The organism is Ralstonia sp. 25C (assembly GCF_051904805.1).
Classification (GTDB): Bacteria; Pseudomonadota; Gammaproteobacteria; order Burkholderiales; family Burkholderiaceae; genus Ralstonia.
The window spans coordinates 2,347,173-2,372,037 of record NZ_CP196737.1 but is presented as its reverse complement, the minus strand read 5'-3'; the positions used below and the strand labels follow the sequence as shown (position 1 = coordinate 2,372,037).

Genomic DNA, 24,865 nt, shown 5'->3' with positions numbered 1-24,865 from the left:
GGGTTGTCCAGAAACGGTCCAGAAAAACGCCCGCACGCCACCGGAAATTCGGGTGATGCGGGCGGGGAGCTTAGCGATGATTGCTGTTGCGGTTGCGCTTGTCGTTGTGCGCGTCGGTGTCCTTGTCCTTATCCACCACGCGCGTGATGCCCCCTGTAGAAGGCGGGTCGCTGGCGGGGAAGGTGTCTTCCACGGCCTTTTCAACGAGGTCTTCGCGCTTGTGTGCAGTCGGGTTCTTTTCCTTCTTACCCTTTTCCATAACGGCCTCCTGTTTCATGCGGGGTTCATCACACACACGCGAACAACGTGCCTGCGCGTCAGTACTCCTCCCAATACGGGCGTGAGCCGTAGTACTCGTGCACGGACTCGGCCCAGGTCGGGTCGGCCATCGTGGGCCAATGATCCTTGTCGAAGCCGGGGGCCGCGTCCAGGCGCTCCTTGTTGGCATCGAGCACAAAGCACTTGCGATCCACATCGAGCGACATGGCGCTCCACGGCACGGCAAAGAGCTTGTCGCCAATGCCAAGGAAACCACCCACCGACATCACCGCATAGGCAATGCGCCCGCGTTGCACGTCGAGCATCACGTCGGTGATCTTGCCGAGGTCGTCGCCGGTGAGGTTGACGACGCGGTTGCCCTCCAGCGTGTCAGCAGCCATGAGTTCCGGCCCGGGCCCGGGCGAAGTGGGATCGGCGCGCCCGATGATGCGCATGCGCACGCCGGCCGTGCTGCTCGTGCCTGCGCCCAGGCCGGTTGCGGATGTTGTGTAGTCCATAGCCATAGCAATACCTCCCATGAGTAGGTGAAGAACAATGCGCGGCGCTCGCACAAGTCATGCACGAGCCCGTGAGCAACCACTGCCCTTAGCACAAAACCTGCCTGCCCACGCGAACCACTCCGCCGCCGTGCACGGCATGGCGCTTGCTCGACGGTACGGCGTCGATCCACACCGACCCACACCACCCCCACACCGGAGAGCCCCATGAACAAAGCCGAAATCCCCGTCGCGCAACGTGCCGTGCTGGCCATGCTGCTGGACGATCATCGCGAGGTGAAAAAGCTGTTCAAGACATTCCAGCAAGAGAAGGACAAAGGCGCGTCTGAGCAGATCGTGCGCGAAGCGTGTGAAAAGTTGACCGTCCACACGCAGCTGGAAGAAGAACTGTTCTACCCATTCGTGCGCGACAACGGCGGCAAAGTGTTCAAGGATCTCCTCGACGAAGCCGTAGTCGAGCACGCCACCGCTAAGGCGCTGATCCAGCAACTTGCCGGCATGCACGCAGGCGACGATCTGTTCGCCGCGAAGTTCACCGTGCTGGCCGAGTACGTCTCGCACCACGTGGAGGAAGAGGAGACGGAGCTGTTCCCCAAGCTGATCCATCAGCACGTCGACCTGGCACCGCTGCAGGAGCCCATGACCGCGCGCAAGGAAGCGCTGCTGGCCGAGCACGCCGCCTGATACCGGACAACAGGACATCCATCATGCAACCCACCGTGAGCGATTTTCTTGTCGCGCGTCTATACGAATGGGGGGTGCGCCGTATCTATGGCTACCCCGGCGACGGCATCAACGGCATGTTCGGTGGGCTGCAGCGTGCCGGCGGCAAGATCGAGTTCGTGCAGGCGCGCCACGAAGAGATGGCGGCCTTCATGGCGTCGGCGCACGCCAAGTTCACGGGCGAGCTGGGCGTGTGCATGGCCACCTCTGGGCCGGGCGCGGCCCACCTCGTCACGGGCCTGTACGACGCACGGTTGGACCACATGCCCGTGCTGGCGATTGCCGGACAGCAAGCGCGCACCGCCGTCGGCGGGCACTACCAGCAGGAGGTCGATCTAGTGGCAATGTTCCGCGACGTGGCAGGTGCGTTCGTGCACCAGGCCAGCGTGCCGGCGCAGGTGCGGCATCTGCTCGACCGTGCCGTGCGCATCGCCATCGGGCAGCGCCGCGTGACGGCACTCGTGCTGCCGAATGATCTGCAGGAAATGCCCTACAGCGCGCCGCCGCACGCCCACGGCACCGTGCATTCGGGCGTGGGCTACAGCGCGCCAACGGTGGTGCCGCAGGCCGTTGATCTGGAGCGTGCGGCAGATGTGCTCAACCAGGGTCGCCGCGTCGCCATGCTGGTGGGTGCGGGCGCACTCGGTGCCAGCGCGGAAGTGGCGGCCGTGGCGGACACCCTGGGCGCGGGTGTCGCCAAGGCGCTGCTCGGCAAGGCCGTGCTGCCCGACGACGCGCCCAACGTCACAGGCGCAATCGGCCTGCTCGGCACCGAGCCCAGTTGGGAGCTGATGAACCACTGCGACACCCTGCTGATGGTCGGCTCGGGCTTTCCGTATGCGGAATTTCTGCCCAAGGAAGGCCAGGCGCGCGGCGTGCAGATCGACCTGGACCCCGGCATGCTCGGGCTGCGCTACCCGATGGAAGTGAACCTGGTCGGCGACAGCGCGCAGACATTGCGCGCGCTGCTGCCGCTGCTGCAGCGCAAGACCGACACGTACTGGCCCGAGCGCATCGCGCGCTGGAATGCGGATTGGTGGAAGACACTGGAGCAGCGCGCGTTGCAGCCGGCTTACCCCGTCAATCCGCAGCGTGTGTTCTGGGAGCTGTCGCCCCGGCTGCCCGCCAACGTGATCGTCACGAGTGATTCCGGCACCTGTGCCAACTGGTATGCACGCGACCTCAAGTTCAAGCCCGGCATGATGGGCTCGCTCTCGGGCGGGTTGGCGTCGATGGGTGCGGCGGTGCCGTACGCGATTGCGGCCAAGTTTGCGCACCCCGATCGCCCCGTCATCGCACTGGTGGGCGACGGCGCCATGCAGATGAACAACATGGCCGAGCTGATCACCGTGGCGAAGTATTGGAAGCGCTGGAAATCGCCCAAGTGGATCTGCATGGTCCTGAACAACCAAGACTTGAATGAAGTCACCTGGGAGCAGCGCGTGATGGAAGGCGACCCGAAGTTTCCGGCGTCACAGGACATCCCCGACGTGCCGTATCACCGCTTTGCGGAGTTGATCGGCTTGAAGGGGCTGTATGTCGACAACCCGGACCAAGTGGCCGGCGCGTGGGAGGAAGCACTCGCTGCGGAGTGCCCCGTTGTGCTGGAGGTAAAGACCGACCCCGACGTGCCGCCGCTGCCGCCACACGTCACGCTGCAGCAGGCGCGCAACTTTGCGACGGCGCTGGCGTATGGCGACCCGGACGCCAGCGGCGTGCTGCGCGGAACCGCGCGGCAGGTGTTGTCGGCGCTGTTTCCGGTGCACAAAGACAAGGACTGAAGCGGAAACGCAGCGCGCTCAACGTACCTCGACGTGCACGGCGCCGGACTCCAGCGGGCGCACGTCCACTTCCACCGGCAGGAATTTCTCGATCACGCCGATGTTGGTGAGCAGATGCGATGAGGCCTCCACCACCGTCAAGCTTCCGGCACCGGCCAGCGCCATCGGCAACACGAGCTGATCGGCAAGGTACTCGTCGACGGCCGCCGTGCTCTGCAGATAGCGCTGTGCCGCGTGCGCGACTTGCTGGCCGATCGTTTCTGCCGTCACGCCACGTTCACCAAAGCCGGTGAAGACCTCGGTGACGTGCTCGTGCACGATGTCCAGCACCAGCGCGTTGCCGGGGCCTTCTGCGTTGCCGAGGTCACGCACCGTGCCTTCGATACCGGGGACCAAGCGACCGAGCGTATCCAGCTCGCGCCGCGCGACACCGCCGCGCACGCCGGCAACGATGCCTTCGGCACGCAGCGCCTGCTGCGCACCGCGCTCCGTCAGATGCAGCGCGTGCAACGCACCCGCACACGGCGTGACCGTCGCCACCACCTCACCGCCGCCCGCCGGGTAGAAGCCGTGGCGCTTGAGCGCAAGCGTCTGCGTCATGCCCATCCGTGCCATCAGCGGCAACCATGCGCGGATGAGGAAGTTGACCGGGGGCGCTGCGCGGTTGTGCGTGCCGCCGCTCACCGACACGGTGCTTGGCGCATCGGCAAACCACAGTGCAGGCAGGATCGTCTGCAGCACCAGCGTGCAGCTACCGGCTGTGCCAATGGCGAAGCGGTAGTCGCCACCGCGGATGGCGCCGGGCGTGAAACGCAGCGTCTGCGAGCCCGCTTCTGCGCCTTCCACCGTGGCGCCACTGATCTCCACCGCCGCCTGCACGGCGGTCAGATGCTGGCGCAGCAAACCCGGCTTGGAACGCTTGGCGCGGATGTTCTCGATCTGGAACGGGGTGCCCGTCAGCATGGACAGCGTGAGCGCCGTGCGGAGGATTTGCCCGCCGCCCTCGCCTTGTGCGCCGTCGAGTTCGATGCATGCGGCGGGTTGTGCTGCTCGTTGTTCTTGTTGTCGTTGTAGTTGTAGTTGGGTGTTCATGGTTTGTTCTTCTTGTTGGTATCGAGACACCTTGTTCAGCAAACGCAAGACGTCGTCGCTCGCGACACTCAGTCGGAGGTGCTCGCCGCCAGTGCACAGACTGTGCCGCGTCGTGCGTTGTACACGGTCAAGCACCAGATGCCCCACCACTCCTTGCCCGCATCGAAATAGCTGCTCCAGTTGCTGCGTTCAGGCTCCTCGTCAGGATTGCCGACCCAGTCGAAAACCTCGACCTCCTCGTCTGCCAACAAACCAAGCATCGCCAGCCATTCGCGAAAATCCGCGACCTTCAGCGTCGTCGAATAGGGTGGAACCAAAAACGCTTGCTCTAGAGGTCCACCCGCTTCGGTCAATTCAACCACCTTGTCGTGGCCGAGTTTCACCGGCCGCGCAGCAGGCAGATCAACGACCAATTCGGGCCATTCGTACGAGGCGTATTCCGGGTGCTCGGCAATCACTTTGGCTCGATGCTTCCTGAGGTCCGTTGCGACTTCGTCGAACAGACCCGCGAGCACTTGGCGATGCGTTTCTTCTCTAAGCGCGGTGTGCCCTGGCATCCGGTAGAGCTTGAAATCAAAAACGGAGCCGGCCGCCCACAACCGCTGACGCAACGCTTGGTGATCACGATCCTCCAAGCTCTCTAGCATGTTCATTAGCCTCACCCCTTCACACACACCACCTGGCGCAGCGTATGCACGATCTCCACCAGATCCGCCTGCGCTGCCATCACGTGGTCGATGTCCTTGTAGGCCATCGGGATCTCGTCGATCACGTCGGCATCCTTACGACATTCCACGTGGGCCGTGGCGCGAATCTGGTCGTCGACCGTGAAACGCTTCTTGGCCTGCGTGCGGCTCATCGTACGGCCCGCACCGTGGCTGCACGAGCAGAAAGCCTCTTCGTTACCCAGCCCGCGCACGATGAAGCTCTTCGCGCCCATCGAACCCGGAATGATCCCGAGCTGTCCCTTCTGCGCCGATACCGCGCCCTTACGCGTGACCAGCACATCGCGCCCGAAGTGGGTTTCGCGCTGCACGTAGTTGTGGTGACAGTTCACCGCTTCCACGTCCGCCGCGAACGGCTTGGTGATGACCTTGCGCGCGGCAGCGATCACGTTCTGCATCATCGTGGCGCGGTTGCGGCGTGCGTAGTCCTGCGCCCAGCCCACAGCTTCAACGTAGTCGTCGAAGTGCTGGCTGCCTTCTTCAAAGTACGCCAGGTCACGATCCGGCAGGTTGGCGATGTGCTGTCGCATATCGGCCTGCGCCAGCTCAATGAACAGGTTGCCGATCGCGTTACCCACGCCGCGCGAACCCGAGTGCAGCATGAACCAGACGCGTTGTTCTTCATCCAGGCAGACCTCGATGAAGTGGTTACCCGTACCCAGCGTTCCCAGGTGCTTATGGTTGTTCGTCTTGTTCAGCTTCGGGTACTTGTCGGTGATGCGCTTGAAGCCGTCGACCAACTCACCCCACATGGCGTTGACCGTTTCCGGCGGCGTGTTCCAGGCACCCTTATCGCGCGGACCCGGCGTACGGCCGTGCGGCACCGCGGCTTCGATGGCGCTACGCAGGCCGTGCAGGTTGTCCGGCAAGTCTGCGGCCGTCAGCGTCGTGCGCGCGGCCATCATTCCGCAGCCGATATCCACGCCCACGGCCGCCGGGATGATCGCGCCCTCGGTCGGAATCACGCTCCCGATGGTCGAACCCTTACCCAGGTGCACGTCCGGCATCACCGCCAGGTGCTTGAAGATGAACGGCATCTTGGCCGTGTTCATCAGCTGCTTACGGGCGTCATCTTCTACCGGCACGCCGTTGGTCCAGAGCTTGATGTCGGCGCCGTTATCGACGTGGAGGGTGTTGTACTTGCTCATGATCTTTCGTTGCTTGCGTTCTTTTCATTATGGGGCCCGATGTCGCATTCGCAGTGACATCGAGCGTTGCATTAGGGTCGGCGACTAAAGTTGGCGAAACTCGCGCTCTATCCACTGAGCTACGGTCCCCCTGATTTGGGACCAGCGGGATTCGAACCCGCGACCTCGATCGTGACAGGATGTAGTTCCGCCGGCATTCGCCGAAAAAACAAAAGGTGGTGCGACTAGGGGAGCGAGTGGTCTCACGCTTTCGCGCGGGTCGGGTTCGAACCGACTAGATACCGATGTACACCCGCAGGCATTCGCACCTGGCGCGTCAGGACAAGCTCTTCAGCATTCGTAACGCGCCGGTAAAACGTTGTTGTTCATCACATGACGGCCTACAGCACCGTCGCCTCGATGGCCTCGACCCAGTGGCCGGCACCAAAACTGCCAGACGCAAACTGTGCGATCACGTCGAACACCGCATCGCCAAAACCGCCGACGTTGAGGATGTCCTCACGCTCCATCGCCTGCGTGGTGCCGTATGGCTGCAGATCAATGCAGACCAGCTTGGCTTGCGGGTTACGCAGCTTCAGCAAGTCCCACTGCAGCATCGTCTGAGTGGCACCGTGGCGCGTGGCGTCGACCCACGACTCGTTGTCCGACACCAGGATCACCACATCGACCTTGGCACGCTCGGCCACCAGCTTGGCCAGCGGGGCGGAGCAGTTGGTACCGCCGCCACCGATGGCCGCCAGCTTGTCGGCATTGGTCATGACCGAATCGCGGGCGTTCAGACGCACATCCACCACACGCTGCTCGAACGGCAGCACACGCGCCTTCGGATGCGAGCGCAGGATGGCGGCCGCCACCAGCGCAGCCACGTCGATACAGCGCACGACCGAAGTCGCGCCTTGTCGCCAGCCCGTCACCGGGCTGCCCATCGAGCCGGACACGTCCGGACACACGACCACGTTGCCCTCCAGCTTCGGCACGTTGGCCAGCGAGACATCGAGCGCGTCCTGCAGCGCTTCACGCACCGCCAGCGGCACCGGGTCCACTGCCGAGCGATAAGCCGCCAGCAGTTGGTACGGATACACACGCGCCTTGCGCACCTGCGCCGCATCGGCCAGACGCGCCGCCACACGCTTCGTCACGCCCGGCAGGCTGAATGCACCCTGGCGAGCCAGCGTATTCAGGTTCATCCGCAGCGCGTGCCAACCCATGCGCTGCGACAACACCACCCATTGCGCGGCGTTCAGCGGCGCATTGGTCAGTAGTTGGAACGGCACGTCCGGCAACGCCTTCGACTCACCGGCGCGAAACGCACACAGCTCTCGCGTCAGCGGCGGCAGTTGTGCAGCGTCGTGCGGCTTGCCGATCAGCCACGCGAAGAAGGCTGCGCGCCAGGCTTCCGCCGGCTTCGGGTGCACCATCTTCACGACATCCGCCAGCGACGGCGCGTTGCCCACGGCAGCCTGCAGCAGTTGCGCTTCCGTGGCGGTGTTCAGCCACGTCTGCACGAGCTTCTTCGGGCGGCTGCCGAGCGACTTGCGACCGGCGGCGCCGCTGCGCACGATCTGCACGAAATTGCGCAGCATCTTGCCGGTGTCGATCGTGCGGCTGAACACCGTCGGCAGCAGCGCACTGCCCTTGGCCGCCAGCACGGCGGTCAGCAGGGCCGGCATGTCCTTCATCAGGCCGCGCTCGCGGCTGTACACCGCGGTCTTGGCGATGAAGGCGTCGTCCACTTGCTGCGCCAGTTGCAGCACGTCGGCCAGTTGCGTCTCGGCCGAAGCGTAGAAGGTGTGGTTCAGGCAGCCCGTCATCGCCAGTTGCGCCAGCTGGTGCTGGGGCGATAGCGCATACGCCGGGGCGCCTGACTGGTTGATCGCGTCGGTCGCATTCGCCTGGACCGTCTTCGCGAGCAAGGTCTGGAACAGTTGCTGGTTAGCCATTTGGCATCTCGCGTTGTGTTGTTGATGCCTTCTCTAGTGCAATGGGTATGCCAGGTCACTTCATGCCGGCCGCATATCAACCTATCCCATTGATTTCATTGGATTTACGGAGGGCGACCGCAGATGTAGGCACGCCAGACTTCCTGAAAATACGATCCATTGATATATTGATTTATCTTTTTGGATAGCACTTCTGTATGCGCAAAACCGTCGCCATCGGCTTCGTGGGCACCACGCTCGACTACGTGGGCAAGGGCGCCCAGCGTTGGGAGCGCTGGCGGCCCACCGTGGGCCTGTGTCAGCAAGACGACCTCGTTATCCACAGGTTGGAGTTGCTGCACGACGCGCGCAGCCGCAGCCTGTTCGAGCGCCTGCGCGATGACATCGCGGCCGTATCGCCCGAAACCGAAGTCCGTAGCGTCGAAATCGCATTGCGCGACCCGTGGGATTTCGAAGAGGTCTACAGCACGCTGCACGACTTCACGCGCGGCTACGCCTTCGACACCGAGGCCGAGGACTACCTCATCCACATCACCACCGGCACGCACGTCGCGCAGATCTGCTGGTTCTTGCTGGCTGAGGCGCGCTACCTGCCGGCGCAACTGATCCAGACTGCGCCGCCGCGCAAGAAGGAGCTCGGCAACACGGCGGGCAGCTACAGCGTCATCGACCTGGACCTGTCGCGCTACGACAAGATCGCCACGCGCTTTGCGCGTGAGCGGGAAGACACCGTCTCGCTATTGAAGTCGGGCATTGCCACGCGCAACCCGGCGTTCAATCGGATGATCGAGCAGATCGAGCGCGTGGCGTCGCGCTCGAAGGCGCCGATGCTGCTGTTCGGGCCGACGGGCGCGGGCAAGTCGTTCCTCGCACGCCGGGTGTACGAGATGAAGAAGGCGCGCCATCAACTCGCCGGCCGCTTTGTCGAGGTGAACTGCGCCACGCTGCGCGGCGACAGCGCGATGTCCGCCCTCTTCGGCCACGTGAAGGGCGCCTTCACCGGTGCGCAGACCGAGCGCGCGGGCCTGCTGCGCAGCGCGGACGGCGGCTTGCTGTTCCTCGACGAAATCGGCGAACTGGGCCCGGATGAGCAAGCCATGCTGCTCAAGGCCATCGAAGAGAAGCGCTTCCTGCCCTTCGGCAGCGACCGCGAAGTGGAGAGCGATTTCCAGCTCATCGCCGGCACGGTGCGCGACCTGCGGCAGTGGGTGGCGGAAGGCCGCTTTCGCGAAGACTTATACGCGCGGATCAACCTGTGGACCTTCGATCTGCCCGGCTTGGCCGATCGCCCGGAAGACCTGGAGCCGAACCTCGATTTCGAGCTGGCGCGCTTTGCCCGCGAGCACGGTGAACAGGTGCGCTTCCACACCGAGGCGCGGCGTATCTATCTGAAGTTCGTCACCTCGCCGCAGGCACGCTGGACGGGCAACTTCCGCGAGCTGTCGGCCTCCGTCACGCGGCTGGCGACGCTGGCTGAGGGCGGCCGTATCACCGAAGCCGATGTGGCGGACGAAATCGCGCGCCTGCAGCGCACGTGGGCCGAACCCGCTTCGGCGGACGACGACGGCGCCCTCACTGACCTGCTCGGCGACGAGGTTGCTTCGATCGACCTGTTCGACCGCATGCAACTGGAAAACGTGATTGCCGTATGCCGCACGTCGACGTCGTTGTCGGACGCAGGGCGGCAGCTCTTCGACGTGTCGCGCACCGAGAAGGCGAAAGTGAATGACGCGGATCGGCTGCGCAAGTATCTCGCGCGCTTTGGGTTGGATTGGGCGCGCGTGCGGGCTGACGGCTAGTCAGCAGACAGCACATCTGCAGTGCAACTCGGATGGCCGGCATCGTGATGGTGTTCGCGCAAGGCGCCTGGGACACCCGTGGCAGCCAGACCACCGGCGGCCAACCATGCGGCGGTAGCGGCGGCGGCGCGGTCGATCAGCTCCGGGCAGCGGGTGTAGTCATACGGCGAGATGTCGAGCGGACACAGCGGCGGCACCACGGTGATGGGCACTTGCCCCGCCCAGCGCTCCAAGTCCTGCACGAGCTGCCGAGCCACCAATAGCGACAGCGCATTGAGCGCGTGCTCGATGGCGCTGCGCGGGGCGCGCCGGTCTGCACAGGCAAACCCCGCCGGCAGCACTACCACGCGCGTGGCACCCAGCCGGATGGCGGCGGAGATCGGCGTGTTGTTGGCGACACCGCCATCGATGAGGAGTTGCTCGCCAATGCGCACCGGCGGAAACACACCGGGGATGGCCGCGCTGGCCAGCACCGCCTGCACGATCTGGCCGGAGGACAGCACCACTTCGGCCCCGGTATGCATGTCGGTGGCAATGACATGCAGCGGCAGCGTAGCCGTCTCGAGCAGCGCCTGCGCAAAGTGCCGCGTGAGCAGTCGCTGCAGGCCCGAGGCCTCCACCAGGTGCGCGCGCTTGCCGCCCAACATGCCCAGCATCGCGCGCCACGACCACGGCATCACGTCGGCACGCCGAACGCTGCGCCATAGCGCCTCAAGCTGCGCGGTGCCGGCTGCGTGCGGGTTGCACGCAAAGAACGCCGCATTGATGGCCCCGGCAGAGGCGCCGATCACCATGTCTGGCACCACGCCCCAGGCCACCAGCTCGCGCAGCATACCGGCCTCGATGGCGCCCAGACTGCCACCGCCAGCAAAAACAAACGCCGTTTTCTCCGCCCTATCCATCAACAATGCTGTGCCGCAGCACAAGAGTCCGCCAACGTTGACTGGAATTAGAGTAGGACTCTGCGGCGACCGTGGCTAGGAGCGCATAGACCCGCGTGCTGCATCGGCCATCGGCTTCGAGTGCAGGAAGCCGAACAGCAGGGTCAGCAGCACGCTGCCCAGCAGCGGCCCCTTGTACAGCGCGACCTTCTTGAAGCAGAAGACCACTTCCAGCAGGTGCACGGCCACCAGCACTCCGGCCACGATGCGCACCCAATCGATGGCATTTGGCGACAGTGGCAGCGCTGTCATGTAACTGGCCAGTGCCACGCCATAGACGGCGAGCAGGACGATCTTGCTGAAAAAGTTGAACATGCCAGGGGCTCCAGAAACGTCGATCATCAATGCGCAAGCAAGCATACCGTCCAGCACCCAGGCCGTATCCGCTTCAAACGCGGGGGTAGACCGCCTCCTCGATTTTGTCTCGACGCACACGGAGGCAGGAGCGCAACAGCAGATGGAACGCGCCTGCCAATCAACATTTTGGTGCATTGAGCAGGTGACTCAAACCCCTCCAATATCCACGGCCCTGTCGTCGTTACCGGCGTGCGCACGAGCACGTGCCGACCATCACGACGCGGAGGAATCCGATGTCGCCATCATCGGGGTACCCACCGGGTGCGCGTTCGTGACGAACGCTGGGCAAACACGGACGGAAGTACTGGCCACACTAGAAATCATCGAGGCTGGGCGGACGTCGTCGACAGGGTCCCAATCGTGACCGCCATTTGAGACACGGCGGTACGCGTTCCCGCTCTTGCCGGCATGCGCCGGCGCTTTTTTAGGTGATAACAATAATGAAGATGAAACGCTTTGCCATGCTAGGGGCTGTGGCAACCGTATTCCTGTCGGCCCAGGCCGTCGCCGATGTTGTGACGGTGGCCCAGGTGCTGCCGCTGGAGGGGTCCGTGGAGCCGTCAACGCGCGCCACGGCGGACGCAGCGGAGTTGTACCTGCGCAAGGTCAACGAGGCGGGTGGCGTGAATGGGCACACCATCAAGGTGGTCACGATCAACGGATCGAGCAACTTGGACACTGCGGCGCAACGCACAGGCGACGTGATCCGCCAGCATCATCCGGCTGCCCTGCTGAACTACTACGGGTCTGCGCGCACCGCCACGCTGATCAAGAGCGGCGTTCTGGAGACCAACCGGACACCGGTGCTCGGCGCCATCGTATCGTCCACGCAGGTGCGCCAGAGCGCAGACAACAAGTGGGTCTTCTATGTACGCGCGGGCCTCAAGGCGGAAGCCGAGCAGATGGTGCGGCAGAGCGTAGTACTGGGCGGCAAGCGTATTGCCGTGTTGCACCAGGGCGATGCCTTTGGCGAGGATGGGCTGAACAAGAGCACGGCCGCCATGCAATCCCTAGGGCTCAAGCCTGTGCTGACGGTACCCCTGGCGACCAAGACGATGGATGCAGCGACGCTGAACAAGCTCGCAGAAACCGTGCTGAAAGCTGAGGCTGACGTGGTGTTGATGTTCTCTGACAGCGTGAACATCGGCGGCTTCCTGCGGGCCTACCGCGAGCGCGGCGGCAATGCGGTGGTGACGACCGATTCCACCCCATCGGCCGACGAACTGGTGCACGCATCGAGCCCGGATCTGGCGCGGGGTGTTTGCATCGCAGAGGTGATGCCGGCGCTGGCCAAGCGCAATACCAAATTGGCGCGTGCCTTCATCGCCGACATGACGGCGGCCGGCCGCCCGGATCTGGCCAAATCGACGACAGCGCTGGAGGGTTATGCGTCGGCCAAGCTGTTCGTGGAGGCGCTGCGCAAGGTCAACGGCCCCGTGACCGGAGAAGCCATTCGAACAGCCCTGCAGACGCGCGGGCCGTTCGATCTGGGCGACTTCGATTTACATTACGGGCCGTCGCAGTTCGAAGGCTCGCGCTACGTTGATATCGGCATCATTGGCCGGGACGGGCGCGTGCTGAATTGAACTGAGGAAACGAGAGCGTTTCAAATTTCGCACCGGCACCCCGCCAAGCGACGCAGAGTAACGCCCGGCCGCCCTCAGCGGCTGGGCACACATCACCGATTTCACCCTCACATCGGACGGGATTCTCCACTGCGGGGCAAACGGAAAATGAAAGCGTTCCAGTTGCTGCCACGTAAGGCTTTGCGGTGAGCGGAACAGTCACGAAAGAGTCGTCGTATTGCTTGAAGAAGTAGAACACGGCGGCGTCTCCCGGAATATCGGCGGTCGATGCGCCCGTTGCCTTCCGGCATGCGCGTGCCGGAAGGATACGAGGCACGCCATCGGCGCACACGCCTGAAACACCCGGCACCCGATATGGATACGCGTGTGCCGAGATCACGACGCGCACAAAAACTGCATGCCGTTTTTTTAATTCCATCCACGCGAGATCAAAGAAAACTTCACAGCGGCATGCATTGAAGATTTTCCAGCGTCGACCTACGCTGAAGCTCGAATTTACCAACAGCCCGCAGTTTCTCTCCCTCCAGCGTATTGAGGGATCAGGCTTTTCGCGCTTCGCACTCCAATATTAGGCACACACTTAATTCAGGCAATCAACGCATGCCTGCATTGATAACCAACAACAAAGGGGGACATTTCATTGGATTGCAAAACCGTGCGCCCATTTTGGTGGCGCATTCTCATTCATTTCCTCTAACTCGTATTAGGGTGGTTTTATGGCCTTTAACAATGTAGGACCACTGACACTGCTCAACCCCGGCCAGACGGCGCACTGGTGGTACACCCGGAACAACGGAGAAGACTTCGGCACGCAGTTCGCCAGCGCCGATATCAAGACGCCCAACTCCGGCGCCGTGCACCTGGCCAACGATCAACGCAAGGAGAAGGACAACGCCGGACACACGACGTATTTCGTGTCCATCACGAACCAGGGGCCAGGCGTCTGCTGGCACAACCTTCAAGGTGGGGGGATGGTATGAAGATCACCGTCGTCGTCGATGCCAAGGGCACGCTGGTTGCCGCGCAGCAGCACAACGGCCAGAGCAAGGAAGCCGGGCTGGTGGCCGGCCCTGGGCAGAAGGTGCACGAGCTGGACGTGCCCTTGCAGGAACAGGACTTCAAGGATGCGCAGCTGTTCGTAAGCAAGCTCACACCGCACATCCAGAACATCCGAGTGCACTGAGGGAGCACCTGCCCGTGGCGAATAAAAAAGCCAGGCGATCTGCCTGGCTTTTTTGCTTATTCCACCGTGACCGATTTGGCCAGATTACGCGGCTTGTCGACGTCCGTGCCACGCGCCAGCGCGGTGTGATACGCCAGCAATTGCAGCGGCACCACGTGCAGGATCGGCGAGAGCTGGCCATAGTGCTCCGGCATGCGGATCACCTGAATCCCATCGCTGGACTGGATGTGCGTATCCGCGTCGGCAAACACGTACAGTTTGCCGCCGCGCGCACGCACTTCCTGGATATTGGACTTCAGCTTTTCCAGCAACGCATCGTTCGGGGCCACCGTCACCACCGGCATCTCGTCGGTCACCAGCGCCAGCGGGCCGTGCTTCAGTTCACCCGCCGGGTACGCCTCGGCGTGGATGTACGAGATTTCCTTGAGCTTGAGCGCGCCTTCCAGGGCGATCGGGTAGTGCAGGCCACGACCCAGGAACAGCGCGTTCTCGCGGCGGGCAAATTCTTCCGACCACGCGATGATCTGCGGCTCCAGCGCCAGCACGGCATTCAGTGCTGACGGCAGGTGGCGCAGGTGGCGCAATGCATCCTCTTCCTGCTCGGTGTTCAGATGGCCGCGCAGCTTGGCAAACGTCAGCGCCAGCATGTACAGCGCAGCCAGTTGCGTGGTGAAGGCCTTGGTGGACGCCACGCCGATCTCGGTGCCGGCGCGCGTAAGGAACTTGAGCTCGGTCTCGCGCACCATGGCGCTGGTGCCCACGTTGCACACGGCCAGCGTGTGCGTGTGGCCCAGCTCGCGGGCGTGGCGCAGCGCGGCCAGCGTGTCGGCGGTTTCGCCCGATTGCGAGATCACGACGACCAGCGCGTTCGGGTTGGGCACCGTCTCGCGGTAGCGGTATTCGCTGGCGACTTCCACCTGGGTGGGGATCTTGGCGATCGATTCCAACCAGTACTTGGCCGTGCAGCCCGAGTAGTAGCTGGTGCCGCAGGCCAGGATCAGCACGCTGTCGATCTTGGGCAGGATTTCAGCAGCACGCGGGCCAAAGAGGTCGGGCGCAAAGCCTTGCACCCCTTCGAGCGTGTCGCCCAGAGCGCGCGGTTGCTCGAAAATTTCCTTCTGCATGAAGTGGCGGAACGGCCCGAGTTCCACGGCGGCAGCATAGCCGCCCACTTCCTTCACTTCACGCTCGACGATGCGGTCGTGCACATCGGCCACGGTAAAGCCTTCGCGCGTGATCTCCACCACGTCGCCTTCTTCCAGGTAGGCCATGCGGCTGGCGGTGCCGGCCACGGCCAGCGCGTCGGAAGCGAGGAAGGTTTCGTTCTCGCCAATCGCCACCACCAGCGGCGAGCCAGCGCGCGCGCCCACCACCACGTCGGGGTTGTCACGCGCGAACACGGCAATCGCATACGCCCCATGCAGGCGCTTGACGGACGCACGCACCGAAGCGAACAGGTCCCCACGCGTGGCACTGCTCGGGTACGTGTAGGCCTGGTGGATCAGGTGCGCGACCACTTCCGTGTCCGTCTGCGATTCAAAACCGTAGCCGACGGCCTTGAGCTCGTCACGCAGCGCTTCGTAGTTCTCGATGATGCCGTTGTGCACCAGGGCGATGGTGTCGCCCGAGAAATGCGGGTGCGCGTTGACGGTGTCCGGCTTGCCGTGCGTGGCCCAGCGGGTGTGGGCGATGCCGATGGCGCCGTCCAGGTGGCTGGTCTGCGCCTGCGTGTCGAGATCGGCCACGCGCGACACGGTGCGGGCGCGCTCGAGCTGGCCATCGCGTTGCACGGCCACACCGCACGAGTCATAGCCGCGGTATTCCAGACGGCGCAGCCCTTCGATCAGGACGGGAACGATATTGCGCGTGGAAACCGCGCCAACGATACCGCACATGTTGATTTCTCCGGTTGGAGCGTGGCCGCATCGTCAATGTGCGCCGCACTCGGTATTTCAGTATCGATGCTCATGTGCCACAGCGGCATCCGCTGTTCGGCGCAGGAGACCCTCTGTCAGCCTGCTTTCTTCTGCTTCACTGGGCGCTGCCAACTGTCGATGGTGACCTGCCGAGCACGCGACACCGTCAGCTTGCCCTCGGGCGCATCCTTGGTCAGCGTGGTGCCGGCGCCCAGCGTGGCGCCCTTGCCCACGCGCACCGGTGCCACGAGCTGCGAGTCCGAGCCGATGAAGGCGTCGTCCTCGATGATGGTGCGGAACTTGTTCGCGCCGTCGTAGTTGCAGGTGATCGTGCCGGCACCGATGTTCACACGCGAGCCGACCGTCGCATCGCCCACATAGGCAAGATGGTTGGCCTTGCTGTGCGCCGCGACCTGGCTGTTCTTCACCTCGACGAAGTTGCCGATGTGCACGTCTTCAGCCAGTTCGGTGCCCGGGCGCAGGCGCGCGTACGGGCCGATACGCGAATCGGCGCCCACCTTGGCTTGTTCGATGTGGCAGAACGGCAGGATCTCGGCGCCGGCGTCGATGGCCGCATCGCGGATCACCGCATTGGCGCCGATGCGCACGCCATCGCCCAGCGTGACGTTGCCCTCGAAGATGCAGTTGACGTCGATCACCACGTCGCGGCCGCACGTGAGCTTGCCGCGCACGTCGATGCGCGCCGGGTCGACGAGCGTCACGCCGTCTTCCAGCAGTTGCTGCGCGAGGTTGCGTTGGTGAATGCGCTCAAGCTCCGCCAGCTGCACCTTGCTGTTCACGCCCAGCGTTTCCCACTCGGCCAGCGGGTGGGCCGAGGTGATGGCCACGCCTTCAGTGGCGGCGCGCTCGATCACGTCGGTCAGGTAGTACTCACCTTGGGCGTTGTTGTTGGACAGCGTGGCGAGCCAGTGCTTGAGCTTGCCCGTGGGGCACACCAGGATGCCCGTGTTGACCTCGTGAATGGCCAGTTGCGTTTCGTTGGCGTCCTTCTGCTCGACGATGCGGGTGATGCGGCCGGCGGCGTCGCGCACGATGCGGCCGTAGCCGGTCGGGTCGCCCAGGTGCACGGTCAGCACACCCAGGTGGTCATTGCCTGCGGCGCCGACGAGCGCGCTGAGCGTCTCGGCGCGGGTCAGCGGCACATCGCCGTAGAGCACGAGGGTAGGCACGCTCTCGTCGAGCTGGTCGACGGCCTGCATGACGGCATGGCCGGTACCCAGTTGCTGGTCTTGCGTGGCAAAGGTGATGTCCGGCGCGCCAACCATCTCGCGCACCCGATCGCCGCCGTGGCCGACCACCACCACCAGCCGCGTCGGCGACATGGAACGCGCGGTTTCAATCACGTGGGCCAGCAACGGTTTGCCTGCCAGGGGGTGCAGCACTTTCGGCAGGGCGGAGCGCATGCGTTTGCCCATGCCTGCGGCCAGGATGACGATATTCACAAGGAGATTCCTAAAGTGACGCGAAGCGATGGCCTGCGGCGCGTGTCCGCGACCCTCTTCTCAGAGAAGCCAAACCGCCCGCAAACCCTTTTGCATAGCGCCTTTGCGGCGGATAAGACACATGTAAAAATTTTAGCATGGGGCCCACCCTCCCCCAGAACCGGCCAAACGGTCGAATTGTTGCAATTGCGCCATGACCGGGCTGGTTAGCCCGCCGGCTGGTCAGGCGGATGGCGGACACCATGGCGGGCCCGGCCAGGCGCGTTGCGCTCAGCTTGCGGCGGGTGCGTCGGCCGGCTTGCGCTCCGCGTTACGCTCAAAGCGCACGAACTCGATGCGGTCGTCATGCGAGCCCGCGAACACCAGCGGTGCCTGGTCGTAAGCGGTCTGGCCGAACAGCGAGTCCTCACCAATCTTCGCCAGGCCGGTGGTCAGGCCGTTGAAGTCGAACAGGTCGGTATCGGCCAGGTGCGACGGCACGACGTTCTGCAGCGACGCGAAGATGTTGTCGATGCGGCCCGGGTTCTGGCGCTCCCATTCCAGCAGCATCTCCTTGACCTTCTTGCGCTGCAGGTTCTCCTGCGAGCCGCACAGGTTGCATGGGATGATCGGGAACTCCATCGCGCGGGCGTAGGAGGCGATGTCCTTTTCTGCGCAGTAGGCCAGCGGACGGATGACGACGTGGTCGCCGTTGTCGGTGGCCAGCTTGGGCGGCATCGCCTTCATCTTGCCGCCGAAGAACATGTTCAGGAAGAACGTGTTGACGATGTCGTCGCGGTGGTGGCCCAGCGCGATCTTGTTGGCGCCCAGTTCCTTGGCCGTGCGGTAGATCACGCCACGGCGCAGGCGCGAGCACAGCGAGCACGTGGTCTTGCCCTCGGGCACCTTCTCTTTGACGATCGAATACGTGTCCGCCTCGACGATCACATATTCCACACCCACCTTTTTCAGGTACGCGGGCAGCACGTCTTCCGGGAAGCCGGGCTGCTTCTGATCGAGGTTCATCGCGATCAGCTTGAAGTTGACCGGCGCGCGCTTCTGCAGCGCCATCAGCACCGACAGCATCGTGTACGAATCCTTGCCGCCGGACAGGCACACGAGGATGGTGTCGCCATCGTCGATCATCTTGAAGTCGCCGATGGCGCGACCGGCCGCCGACTGCAGGCGGGTTTCGAGGCGGTGAAAATTATTGGAGAACGTCATGGCATCTCGACCCCGCCAGCGCTGAATAATGGCCGAACGGGCGTCAAATCGTGAGGAAAATCAGCATTTTAGCGCGCGCGGGGCGCCCTCTGCAGGGTCGGGCGAACCGGCCTAGAATCGTTTGATTCCTTTTTCCCTACGGAGACGACGATGCGGATTCTGGTGCTGGGTGCCGGTGGTACCGGCGGCTATTTCGGTGGGCGGCTCGCCCAGGCGGGTGCGGACGTGACCTTTCTCGTACGCCCTGCGCGTGCAGAGCGGCTGCGCGCGCACGGTCTCGTGATCCGCAGCCCGCACGGTGATGCGCAGTTGCCGGTGCAACTCATCACCGCCGACCAGGCAGCAGCCTGGGGCCATGCCGATCTCGTGCTGCTGAGCTGCAAGGCCTATGACCTGGAAGATGCCATCACGGCGATTCGCCCGGTGGTGGGTGAACGCACGGTGGTGCTGCCGGTGCTCAACGGGCTGGCGCATCTGGACCGGCTTGACGCGGCGTTCGGGGAATCGCGCGTGCTGGGCGGGCTGTGCCACATCAGCGCAACCACCGCGCCCGATGGTGCCGTGCTGCACCTGAGCAATGGGCAAGGTGCTGCGATGCACTCGATCACCTTTGGCGAACGCACACCGCACGCGCCGCGCGAGCGTACCGAGGCCATTCGCGACGTGTTTGCCACGGCGCAGTTCGACTCTGTGCTGGCGGAAAACGTCATGCAGGACATGTGGGAGAAGTTCGTCTTCCTGACGTCGCTGGCGGCGATGACATGCCTGATGCGGGCGACGGTGGGCGAGATCGTGGCTACCGACGAGGGCCGCGCGCTGAATGAAGCGATGTTTGCGAGTTGCGAGGCGGTGTCGGCGGCGTCGGGGTATCGGATTCGGCCGCAGGCGCGTGAGCGGGGTGTGAATGTGCTGACGCAGGCGGGCTCACCGCTGACGGCGTCGATGCTGCGGGATCTGGAGAACGGTGGCCGCGTTGAAGCTGACCATATCGTGGGGGATATGTTGCGGCGGGGGCGGGCGTTGGGCGTTGATGTTTCGCTGCTGCGGGTGGCGTTTGCGCATTTGCAGGCTTACCAGCAACGCCTGTTGCGGGCGGGGGTAGTTTAGTTCTTTGCGCTTTGGGTCCACCCGTTGTTTCATCCCCTGCCGGGGCTGACTCACTTTCTTTGTCTTGCCAAAGAAAGTAAGCAAAGAAAGGCGCGCCCGAGATGGCGACTTCCCCTTGAATTGATGTCGCAGAGAGGGGAAGGGAAAAACTCGCTTCGCTCAAACAGTTTCCCTTCCTTTTTCCTCTCTGCAACAGAAATTCAAGGCGCCATCTAGGGCGGAAACGGCCAAACCGTCGGGGCGCTTATGTTGGCGACACCGTCTGGTTTCTCTTACTGCCAGCCGCCGCCCAGTGCCTGCATGAGTGCGGCGGAATCGAGCAGCCGATCCGCTCGACTCTGTACCTGTTGCAGCGTGGCTTGGTTGACCTGGCGTTGCGCGTCGAGCAACGCCAGCGTGCTGATACCACCGGCAGCGTGGCGCGCCTCTGCGGCGCGTAGGGTCTGTTGCGCTTGGTCGGTTGCCAACGCTCTTGCTTGCAGTGTTTGGGCATCGTTGTGCACGGCATGCAGTGCGTCGGCGACTTCCTGCAAGCCCTGCAATACCGCCTGCTTATACGCGGCACCCGCTGCGTCGTAAGCGGCTTCGGCTTCGCGCTTTTTTGCGCGCAGGGTGCCGCCGTGGAAGATCGGCTGCGTGAGCCCGGCGCCCAGGTTCCAGATGCTCGATCCCGAGCCAAGCACGTTGCGGAAGCTGGTCGTTTCCGAACCCAGGCCGGCGGACAGTGTGATGCGCGGGAACAGGTTGGCCGTGGCCACGCCCACGTTGGCGCTGGCTTCGTGCCACATGGCTTCGGCGGCGCGGATGTCGGGGCGGCGCTGTGCGAGCGTGGATGGCAGCGACAGCGGCAGCGGGTCGGGCAGATGCAGCGCGTCGAGCGTAGGCAACGCCGGCAGCCCACCGCCGGGCTCACGGCCCAGCAACACCGACAGCCGATGCCGCTGCTGCGCAGCCTGCTGCAGGAGCGGCGGCAACGTGGCGTCGGTCTGCGCGACCAGCGTGCGCTGCGAAAACGCATCGACTTGCGCAACGCCGCCGAGGCTCAGCCGCCGCTCAGTGATGTCGAGCTGCTGGCGCTGCTCTGCCACCAACCGCTGCGTGGTCGCGATCTGCGCATCGAGCGCGGCAATCCGCACCGCCGTCGTCACCACATTGCCCGCCAGCGACAGGCGCGCGGCCTCCAGCTCATAGCGTTGCGTATCGACCTGCGCACGCGATGCCTCCAGCGCCCGGCGCACGCCACCAAACAAATCGAGCGCATACGACACCGACAGCGACGCCGAATACAAGGTAAACGGCCCCGGCTTGGGCGTGTTGAAGCCAAACGCCTCCGGATTGATCTGCTGGCGCACCGCAGACACACTGCCATCCACAGAAGGCATCGCATAGCCGAACTGCGCCTCGGCTTCCGCCTGCGCCTGCCGCAAACGCGCTTCCGCCTGCGCCACCGACGGACTTGCACGCAGCGCTTCATCCACCAGCGTATCCAACGCCGGCGATTGGAACAGATGCCACCAATCCGCCGGGACATTCGCATCCGCCAGATGCTGCACCTCGCCACCAGCAACCGGCGCGGACGCGGTCTCGCGCGCCACAGGCTGCGCGGAATAGCCGGGTGCAGCCGGCCCGGCCGGCACCTTGAAGTCCGGCCCAACCGCACAACCGCTCATCAGCAGCGCCGCCGCAGACGCAGCAGTGAAAGCCGACGCGCGCCCCACCCCAAACCGCAAAAACGCCAACGCATATACCCAGACGGTGTGGCCGTACCCTGCCCTAGATGGCGCCTTGAATTTCTGTAAGCGGGCGGAAACAAGACGGGAAACTGTCTGAGCGAAGCGAGTTTTTCCCGTCGCCGCCCGGTTACGGAAATTCAAGGGATGGGTCGCCATCTCGGGCGCGCCTTTCTTTGCTTCCTTTCTTTGGCAAGACAAAGAAAGGGAGTCGGCCCCGGCAGGGGACGAAACGCGGGATGCACCACCACCATCCAACCCAAAGACCATCCGCATAGCCCCACCTCAATCCAACGTCCTGCGATAAAACCGCAACGCAATCCCCAGCACCACGACAGTGAACACCATCAACGGCCAAATACTCGGCCACAGCTCCACCCACCCATTCCCCTTGAGCAAGATCCCGCGCGTGAGCCGGTTGAAATACGTCATCGGCAACGCATTACCGATCACCTGCGCCCACTTAGGCATCCCCACAAACGGAAACATGAACCCCGACAGCAGAATGCTCGGCAGGAAGTAGAAAAACGTGAGCTGCGTCGCCTGCAACTGATTCTGCGCGAGTGACGACAACGTGATCCCCACGGTCAAGCTGGCCACGATAAACAGCAGCGCCGCCACGTAGACCATCCACACACTGCCGACAAACGGCACATGAAAAACGAAGTACGCCGCGGCCAGAATGATCGTCAGTTGCACCAGCCCGATGAAGATGTACGGCACGATCTTGCCGGTCATCACCTCGAGCGGACGCACCGGTGTGGCAAGCAGGTTTTCCATCGTGCCGCGCTCGCGTTCGCGGGTCATGGCCAAGCCCGTCATCATCACCATCGTCATGGTGAGAATGGTGCCGATCAGGCCGGGGATGATGTTGTATTGCGTGATGCCTTCCGGGTTGTAGAGCTTGTGCAGACGCACATCGAATGGCGGTGTGCTGCCGCTACTGTTGCCACCATTCGCACCGGCCAGCGGCGACAACGCGCCCTTCATGTCCTTGCTAACCACGCTCTGCACGAGCTGCGAAACAGAGGCCAGTGCCATGCCGGTCGCGGCCGGGTCCGTGGCGTCAGCCTCGACCAGCAGAGAAGGTTTTTCACCACGCACCAGCTTGCGCGTGAAATCCGGCGGGATGGACACAACAAACTGCAGCTGCCCTTTCGCCAGCGCCTCGCGTCCAGCGGTTTCATCGGGCAGCGTGGTGGTCACGTCAAAGTACTCGGAGTTGCGCATGGCAGCGAGAAAGCTGCGCGTGAACTCGCTCTGGTCCGCAGCAATCACACCGGTCAGCAGGTGCTTCGGGTCGGTGTTGATGGCGAAGCCAAACAGGAACAACTGCATGACGGGGATGCCGATCATCATGGCGAACGTCACGCGGTCCCGCCGCAGTTGCAGGAACTCCTTGAGCACCACGCTCCACCAGCGCACGAAGGAGAAACGCTCGCCGTTGAGCTTCATGGCTGCGCTCCGTAGTTGTCGGACGAGCGCCGCATCATGTGGATGAACGCATCTTCGAGGCCCGTGCTGATCGGCTCTGTGTGCACGCCCGCTTCGGTAGAGAGACGGCGCAGCGTGGTTTCCAACGCTTGCGCATCCGAGCCCGTCACGTGCAACACAGAGCCAAACGCAACGGTCTGATCCACACCCGGCTGGCCTTCGAGCTTGCGCCCCAGCTCCACGAGATTGCCGCCCGACACCGACCACGTCGACAAGCGCTGACTGGCGACCACGTCGGCGGCCGTGCCTTGCGCGAGCAGCTCGCCATAGGCGATGTAGGCGAGCTTGTGGCAACGCTCAGCTTCATCCATGTAGTGCGTGCTGACGAGCACCGAAATGCCCTGCGCCGCGAGCCGATGCAGCTCCTCCCAAAAATCACGGCGCGCTTTGGGGTCGACACCCGCAGTGGGTTCGTCCAACAGCAGCAGTTCGGGCTTGTGCAGCATGCAGGCGGCCAGCGCGAGCCGCTGCTTCCATCCGCCCGAGAGCGCTCCGGCCAGCTGCTTGGCGCGCGACGCCAGGCCGAGATTTTCCAGCGCGTGATCGACCACCTCGCGGCGATTGGGCATCTCGTACAGGCGCGCCACGAAGTCAAGGTTCTCGCGGATGGAAAGGTCATCCCAATACGAAAACCGCTGCGTCATGTAGCCCACGCGCCGTTTGATGTGTGCGGATTCCTTGAGGATGTCGTACCCGAGGCACGTGCCGCTGCCGCTGTCGGGCGTGAGCAGCCCGCACATCATGCGGATCGACGTGGTCTTGCCGCTGCCGTTGGGGCCGAGAAAGCCGAAGATCTCGCCGCGTGCGACCTGCATGGAGAGGTCTTTCACGACATGCTTATCGCCAAAGTGCTTGTTCAGGCCGTGCACGTCGATGGCGTAGTGACCCACACCCGCGCCGTCACCATGATGGTTGTCCGCAGCGCTCATGGCAGCGTCACCTCGACCGGCTGGCCGGGTCGCAACTTCGGGCCATCGGCGGCCGCGGGCCGCGCTTCAACCATGAAGACGAGCTTGTCGCGCGTGGCGTTGCTGTAGATGACGGGCGGCGTGTACTCCGCTTCCGTGGCGATGTAGGTGACGGTGGCGTTGACGTCGGCAGCACAGCCATCGCAGTGCAGGCGCGCAGCCTGCCCTGGCTTGAGCGCACCCACCACGCCTTGCGGCACGAAGAAGCGCACCTTGACGTTGCCCGGCGGCAGCATGCGCACCACAGGGCTGCCGGCACCGACCCACTCGCCTTCGCGATACAGCGTGTCGAACACCAGGCCCGCCTGCGTGGCCTTCTGCGCTTTCTGGTCCAAGCGCCATTGCGCCTGCGCCACGGCCGCACGCGCTGCCTCCACCTGTGCAGACTGCGCGCGGATCTGATCATTGCGCGCAGGCAACTGCGCAATACGCAGTTGGTTCGTCAATTCGCGCACGCGCTGCGCGTTGGCCTGCGCGGTTAAGCGGCTGCTGTCCAACTGCGCCTGAGCGATGCCGCCCGCACGGAACTGCGCCTCATCGCGCGCAAGTTGGATGGCGGAGAGCTTGTCCGCCGACACTGCCTGCGCCAGTTGCGCACGCACGGCATCCACTTCCGGCACACGCCGGCCGAGGTTCAAGTCGGCGAGTTGCGCTTCAGCGGCTTGCAGTTGTGCGGCGGCTTGTTGACGCGCGGCGGTTTCATCAACGGATTCCAGTACGAACAAAGGTGCGCCCACGCTGACGTTCTGCCCGCGCAGCACGCCCAGGTGTTCGAGCCGCCCACCCACAGGCGAAGCCACGTAGACGAACTCGCCTTCCACATAGCCCTGGTAGGTGGGGGTGTCATGCTTCGTGCAACCTGCAAGTAAAGCGCCTGCGGCTGCCACACATACTGCCCCACCCTTCCACATCACTGGACGCATGCGCCCTCCG

Annotated in this window: 23 protein-coding genes; 7 read left to right on the top strand and 16 right to left on the bottom strand. The window is 63.9% G+C overall.

Annotated elements, in window-relative coordinates:
* Positions 1-70: 70 nt before the first annotated feature.
* Together ACS7SF_RS11040 and ACS7SF_RS11035 are read right to left on the bottom strand one after the other, a co-directional pair.
* Positions 71-259 (bottom strand): hypothetical protein, encoded by a 189-nt coding sequence (locus ACS7SF_RS11040; protein WP_426396492.1) that lies wholly within the window; start codon positions 257-259, stop codon positions 71-73.
* A gap of 58 nt (positions 260-317) precedes the next feature.
* Positions 318-713 carry a PRC-barrel domain-containing protein gene (locus tag ACS7SF_RS11035; RefSeq protein ID WP_439892742.1) on the bottom strand — a complete coding sequence of 132 codons (396 nt, stop codon included), beginning with the start codon at positions 711-713 and terminating at the stop codon, positions 318-320.
* A 270-nt stretch (positions 714-983) separates the two neighbouring features.
* Here ACS7SF_RS11035 and ACS7SF_RS11030 point away from each other — a divergent pair, with 270 nt between their 5' ends.
* A complete protein-coding gene (locus ACS7SF_RS11030) occupies positions 984-1,460 on the top strand; it encodes a hemerythrin domain-containing protein (protein WP_439889830.1) in 477 nt (158 codons plus the stop codon).
* Positions 1,461-1,483: 23 nt separating this feature from the next.
* Positions 1,484-3,280, top strand: coding sequence for a thiamine pyrophosphate-requiring protein (locus ACS7SF_RS11025; RefSeq protein ID WP_439889829.1), 1,797 nt, complete (start codon positions 1,484-1,486; stop codon positions 3,278-3,280).
* Positions 3,281-3,298: 18 nt separating this feature from the next.
* Here ACS7SF_RS11025 and rtcA read toward each other — a convergent pair whose 3' ends face one another.
* The 4 genes from rtcA to ACS7SF_RS11005 all read right to left on the bottom strand — a co-directional run bounded on the left by rtcA (position 3,299) and on the right by ACS7SF_RS11005 (position 8,185).
* Positions 3,299-4,372 (bottom strand): RNA 3'-terminal phosphate cyclase, encoded by a 1,074-nt coding sequence (gene rtcA / locus ACS7SF_RS11020; protein WP_439889828.1) that lies wholly within the window; start codon positions 4,370-4,372, stop codon positions 3,299-3,301.
* A 68-nt stretch (positions 4,373-4,440) separates the two neighbouring features.
* Positions 4,441-5,025 (bottom strand): hypothetical protein, encoded by a 585-nt coding sequence (locus ACS7SF_RS11015; protein ID WP_439889827.1) that lies wholly within the window; start codon positions 5,023-5,025, stop codon positions 4,441-4,443.
* 5 nt (positions 5,026-5,030) lie between these two features.
* Positions 5,031-6,245: an RtcB family protein gene (locus tag ACS7SF_RS11010; RefSeq protein ID WP_439889826.1), complete on the bottom strand. Its 1,215-nt coding sequence runs from the start codon at positions 6,243-6,245 to the stop codon at positions 5,031-5,033.
* A 380-nt stretch (positions 6,246-6,625) separates the two neighbouring features.
* Complete coding sequence (locus ACS7SF_RS11005) at positions 6,626-8,185, bottom strand: vWA domain-containing protein (protein WP_439889825.1); 1,560 nt, start codon at positions 8,183-8,185, stop codon at positions 6,626-6,628.
* 197 nt (positions 8,186-8,382) lie between these two features.
* Between ACS7SF_RS11005 and rtcR the strand changes: the two genes are divergently transcribed.
* The gene (rtcR, locus tag ACS7SF_RS11000) at positions 8,383-9,984 is read left to right on the top strand and encodes an RNA repair transcriptional activator RtcR (RefSeq protein ID WP_439889824.1); all 1,602 of its coding nucleotides are present in this window, start codon (positions 8,383-8,385) and stop codon (positions 9,982-9,984) included.
* On the opposite strand, the gene ACS7SF_RS10995 is transcribed toward rtcR, so the two are convergent.
* Together ACS7SF_RS10995 and ACS7SF_RS10990 are read right to left on the bottom strand one after the other, a co-directional pair.
* Positions 9,981-10,886 carry a patatin-like phospholipase family protein gene (locus ACS7SF_RS10995; protein ID WP_439889823.1) on the bottom strand — a complete coding sequence of 302 codons (906 nt, stop codon included), beginning with the start codon at positions 10,884-10,886 and terminating at the stop codon, positions 9,981-9,983. The two genes, rtcR and ACS7SF_RS10995, sit on opposite strands and share 4 nt — an antisense overlap.
* Before the next feature lie 75 nt (positions 10,887-10,961).
* Positions 10,962-11,240, bottom strand: coding sequence for a hypothetical protein (locus ACS7SF_RS10990; RefSeq protein WP_439889822.1), 279 nt, complete (start codon positions 11,238-11,240; stop codon positions 10,962-10,964).
* Positions 11,241-11,722: 482 nt separating this feature from the next.
* Here ACS7SF_RS10990 and ACS7SF_RS10985 point away from each other — a divergent pair, with 482 nt between their 5' ends.
* Positions 11,723-12,868 carry an ABC transporter substrate-binding protein gene (locus tag ACS7SF_RS10985; RefSeq protein ID WP_439889821.1) on the top strand — a complete coding sequence of 382 codons (1,146 nt, stop codon included), beginning with the start codon at positions 11,723-11,725 and terminating at the stop codon, positions 12,866-12,868.
* On the opposite strand, the gene ACS7SF_RS10980 is transcribed toward ACS7SF_RS10985, so the two are convergent.
* Positions 12,837-13,370 carry a hypothetical protein gene (locus ACS7SF_RS10980; RefSeq protein ID WP_439889820.1) on the bottom strand — a complete coding sequence of 178 codons (534 nt, stop codon included), beginning with the start codon at positions 13,368-13,370 and terminating at the stop codon, positions 12,837-12,839. The genes ACS7SF_RS10985 and ACS7SF_RS10980 overlap by 32 nt on opposite strands.
* Before the next feature lie 214 nt (positions 13,371-13,584).
* On the opposite strand from ACS7SF_RS10980, the gene ACS7SF_RS10975 reads away from it, so the two are divergent.
* Together ACS7SF_RS10975 and ACS7SF_RS10970 are read left to right on the top strand one after the other, a co-directional pair.
* Positions 13,585-13,848 carry a hypothetical protein gene (locus ACS7SF_RS10975; protein ID WP_439889819.1) on the top strand — a complete coding sequence of 88 codons (264 nt, stop codon included), beginning with the start codon at positions 13,585-13,587 and terminating at the stop codon, positions 13,846-13,848.
* The gene (locus ACS7SF_RS10970; protein WP_426396428.1) at positions 13,845-14,051 is read left to right on the top strand and encodes a hypothetical protein; all 207 of its coding nucleotides are present in this window, start codon (positions 13,845-13,847) and stop codon (positions 14,049-14,051) included. The genes ACS7SF_RS10975 and ACS7SF_RS10970 overlap by 4 nt, the downstream gene beginning before the upstream one ends.
* Positions 14,052-14,107: 56 nt before the next feature.
* Here ACS7SF_RS10970 and glmS read toward each other — a convergent pair whose 3' ends face one another.
* The 3 genes from glmS to ttcA all read right to left on the bottom strand — a co-directional run bounded on the left by glmS (position 14,108) and on the right by ttcA (position 18,633).
* On the bottom strand, positions 14,108-15,946 hold the full coding sequence (gene glmS / locus ACS7SF_RS10965) for a glutamine--fructose-6-phosphate transaminase (isomerizing) (RefSeq protein WP_439889818.1): 1,839 nt from the start codon (positions 15,944-15,946) through the stop codon (positions 14,108-14,110).
* Positions 15,947-16,062: 116 nt separating this feature from the next.
* Positions 16,063-17,430, bottom strand: a complete 1,368-nt coding sequence (glmU, locus tag ACS7SF_RS10960; RefSeq protein ID WP_439889817.1) for a bifunctional UDP-N-acetylglucosamine diphosphorylase/glucosamine-1-phosphate N-acetyltransferase GlmU — start codon at positions 17,428-17,430, stop codon at positions 16,063-16,065.
* Between the two features lie 270 nt (positions 17,431-17,700).
* The gene (gene ttcA / locus ACS7SF_RS10955; protein ID WP_439889816.1) at positions 17,701-18,633 is read right to left on the bottom strand and encodes a tRNA 2-thiocytidine(32) synthetase TtcA; all 933 of its coding nucleotides are present in this window, start codon (positions 18,631-18,633) and stop codon (positions 17,701-17,703) included.
* A 150-nt stretch (positions 18,634-18,783) separates the two neighbouring features.
* Between ttcA and panE the strand changes: the two genes are divergently transcribed.
* Positions 18,784-19,740: a 2-dehydropantoate 2-reductase gene (gene panE, locus ACS7SF_RS10950; protein ID WP_439889815.1), complete on the top strand. Its 957-nt coding sequence runs from the start codon at positions 18,784-18,786 to the stop codon at positions 19,738-19,740.
* 272 nt (positions 19,741-20,012) lie between these two features.
* Here the strand turns inward: panE and ACS7SF_RS10945 are convergent, their stop codons facing one another.
* The 4 genes from ACS7SF_RS10945 to ACS7SF_RS10930 all read right to left on the bottom strand — a co-directional run bounded on the left by ACS7SF_RS10945 (position 20,013) and on the right by ACS7SF_RS10930 (position 24,855).
* Positions 20,013-21,410, bottom strand: a complete 1,398-nt coding sequence (locus ACS7SF_RS10945; protein WP_439889814.1) for an efflux transporter outer membrane subunit — start codon at positions 21,408-21,410, stop codon at positions 20,013-20,015.
* 345 nt (positions 21,411-21,755) lie between these two features.
* Positions 21,756-22,925, bottom strand: coding sequence for an ABC transporter permease (locus tag ACS7SF_RS10940; protein WP_439889813.1), 1,170 nt, complete (start codon positions 22,923-22,925; stop codon positions 21,756-21,758).
* Positions 22,922-23,893, bottom strand: a complete 972-nt coding sequence (locus ACS7SF_RS10935; protein ID WP_439889812.1) for an ABC transporter ATP-binding protein — start codon at positions 23,891-23,893, stop codon at positions 22,922-22,924. The genes ACS7SF_RS10940 and ACS7SF_RS10935 overlap by 4 nt, the downstream gene beginning before the upstream one ends.
* Positions 23,890-24,855, bottom strand: coding sequence for an HlyD family secretion protein (locus tag ACS7SF_RS10930; protein ID WP_439889811.1), 966 nt, complete (start codon positions 24,853-24,855; stop codon positions 23,890-23,892). Before ACS7SF_RS10930 ends, ACS7SF_RS10935 begins: the two co-directional genes overlap by 4 nt.
* Between the last annotated feature and the right edge of the window lie 10 nt (positions 24,856-24,865).

Bases quoted from the DNA above. Each gene is read 5' to 3' on its own strand.
- ttcA (WP_439889816.1), bottom strand. From the start codon at position 18,633: ATGACGTTCTCCAATAATTTTCACCGCCTCGAAACCCGCCTGCAGTCG.
- ACS7SF_RS11035 (WP_439892742.1), bottom strand. From the start codon at position 713: ATGCGCATCATCGGGCGCGCCGATCCCACTTCGCCCGGGCCCGGGCCG.
- ACS7SF_RS10945 (WP_439889814.1), bottom strand. From the start codon at position 21,410: ATGAGCGGTTGTGCGGTTGGGCCGGACTTCAAGGTGCCGGCCGGGCCG.
- ACS7SF_RS10995 (WP_439889823.1), bottom strand. From the start codon at position 10,886: ATGGATAGGGCGGAGAAAACGGCGTTTGTTTTTGCTGGCGGTGGCAGT.
- rtcA (WP_439889828.1), bottom strand. From the start codon at position 4,372: ATGAACACCCAACTACAACTACAACGACAACAAGAACAACGAGCAGCA.
- ACS7SF_RS10940 (WP_439889813.1), bottom strand. From the start codon at position 22,925: ATGAAGCTCAACGGCGAGCGTTTCTCCTTCGTGCGCTGGTGGAGCGTG.
- ACS7SF_RS10985 (WP_439889821.1), top strand. From the start codon at position 11,723: ATGAAGATGAAACGCTTTGCCATGCTAGGGGCTGTGGCAACCGTATTC.
- ACS7SF_RS11040 (WP_426396492.1), bottom strand. From the start codon at position 259: ATGGAAAAGGGTAAGAAGGAAAAGAACCCGACTGCACACAAGCGCGAA.
- glmS (WP_439889818.1), bottom strand. From the start codon at position 15,946: ATGTGCGGTATCGTTGGCGCGGTTTCCACGCGCAATATCGTTCCCGTC.
- panE (WP_439889815.1), top strand. From the start codon at position 18,784: ATGCGGATTCTGGTGCTGGGTGCCGGTGGTACCGGCGGCTATTTCGGT.
- ACS7SF_RS11025 (WP_439889829.1), top strand. From the start codon at position 1,484: ATGCAACCCACCGTGAGCGATTTTCTTGTCGCGCGTCTATACGAATGG.
- ACS7SF_RS10990 (WP_439889822.1), bottom strand. From the start codon at position 11,240: ATGTTCAACTTTTTCAGCAAGATCGTCCTGCTCGCCGTCTATGGCGTG.
- ACS7SF_RS11010 (WP_439889826.1), bottom strand. From the start codon at position 6,245: ATGAGCAAGTACAACACCCTCCACGTCGATAACGGCGCCGACATCAAG.
- ACS7SF_RS11005 (WP_439889825.1), bottom strand. From the start codon at position 8,185: ATGGCTAACCAGCAACTGTTCCAGACCTTGCTCGCGAAGACGGTCCAG.
- ACS7SF_RS11030 (WP_439889830.1), top strand. From the start codon at position 984: ATGAACAAAGCCGAAATCCCCGTCGCGCAACGTGCCGTGCTGGCCATG.
- ACS7SF_RS10975 (WP_439889819.1), top strand. From the start codon at position 13,585: ATGGCCTTTAACAATGTAGGACCACTGACACTGCTCAACCCCGGCCAG.
- ACS7SF_RS10930 (WP_439889811.1), bottom strand. From the start codon at position 24,855: ATGCGTCCAGTGATGTGGAAGGGTGGGGCAGTATGTGTGGCAGCCGCA.
- ACS7SF_RS11015 (WP_439889827.1), bottom strand. From the start codon at position 5,025: ATGAACATGCTAGAGAGCTTGGAGGATCGTGATCACCAAGCGTTGCGT.
- ACS7SF_RS10970 (WP_426396428.1), top strand. From the start codon at position 13,845: ATGAAGATCACCGTCGTCGTCGATGCCAAGGGCACGCTGGTTGCCGCG.
- ACS7SF_RS10935 (WP_439889812.1), bottom strand. From the start codon at position 23,893: ATGAGCGCTGCGGACAACCATCATGGTGACGGCGCGGGTGTGGGTCAC.
- rtcR (WP_439889824.1), top strand. From the start codon at position 8,383: ATGCGCAAAACCGTCGCCATCGGCTTCGTGGGCACCACGCTCGACTAC.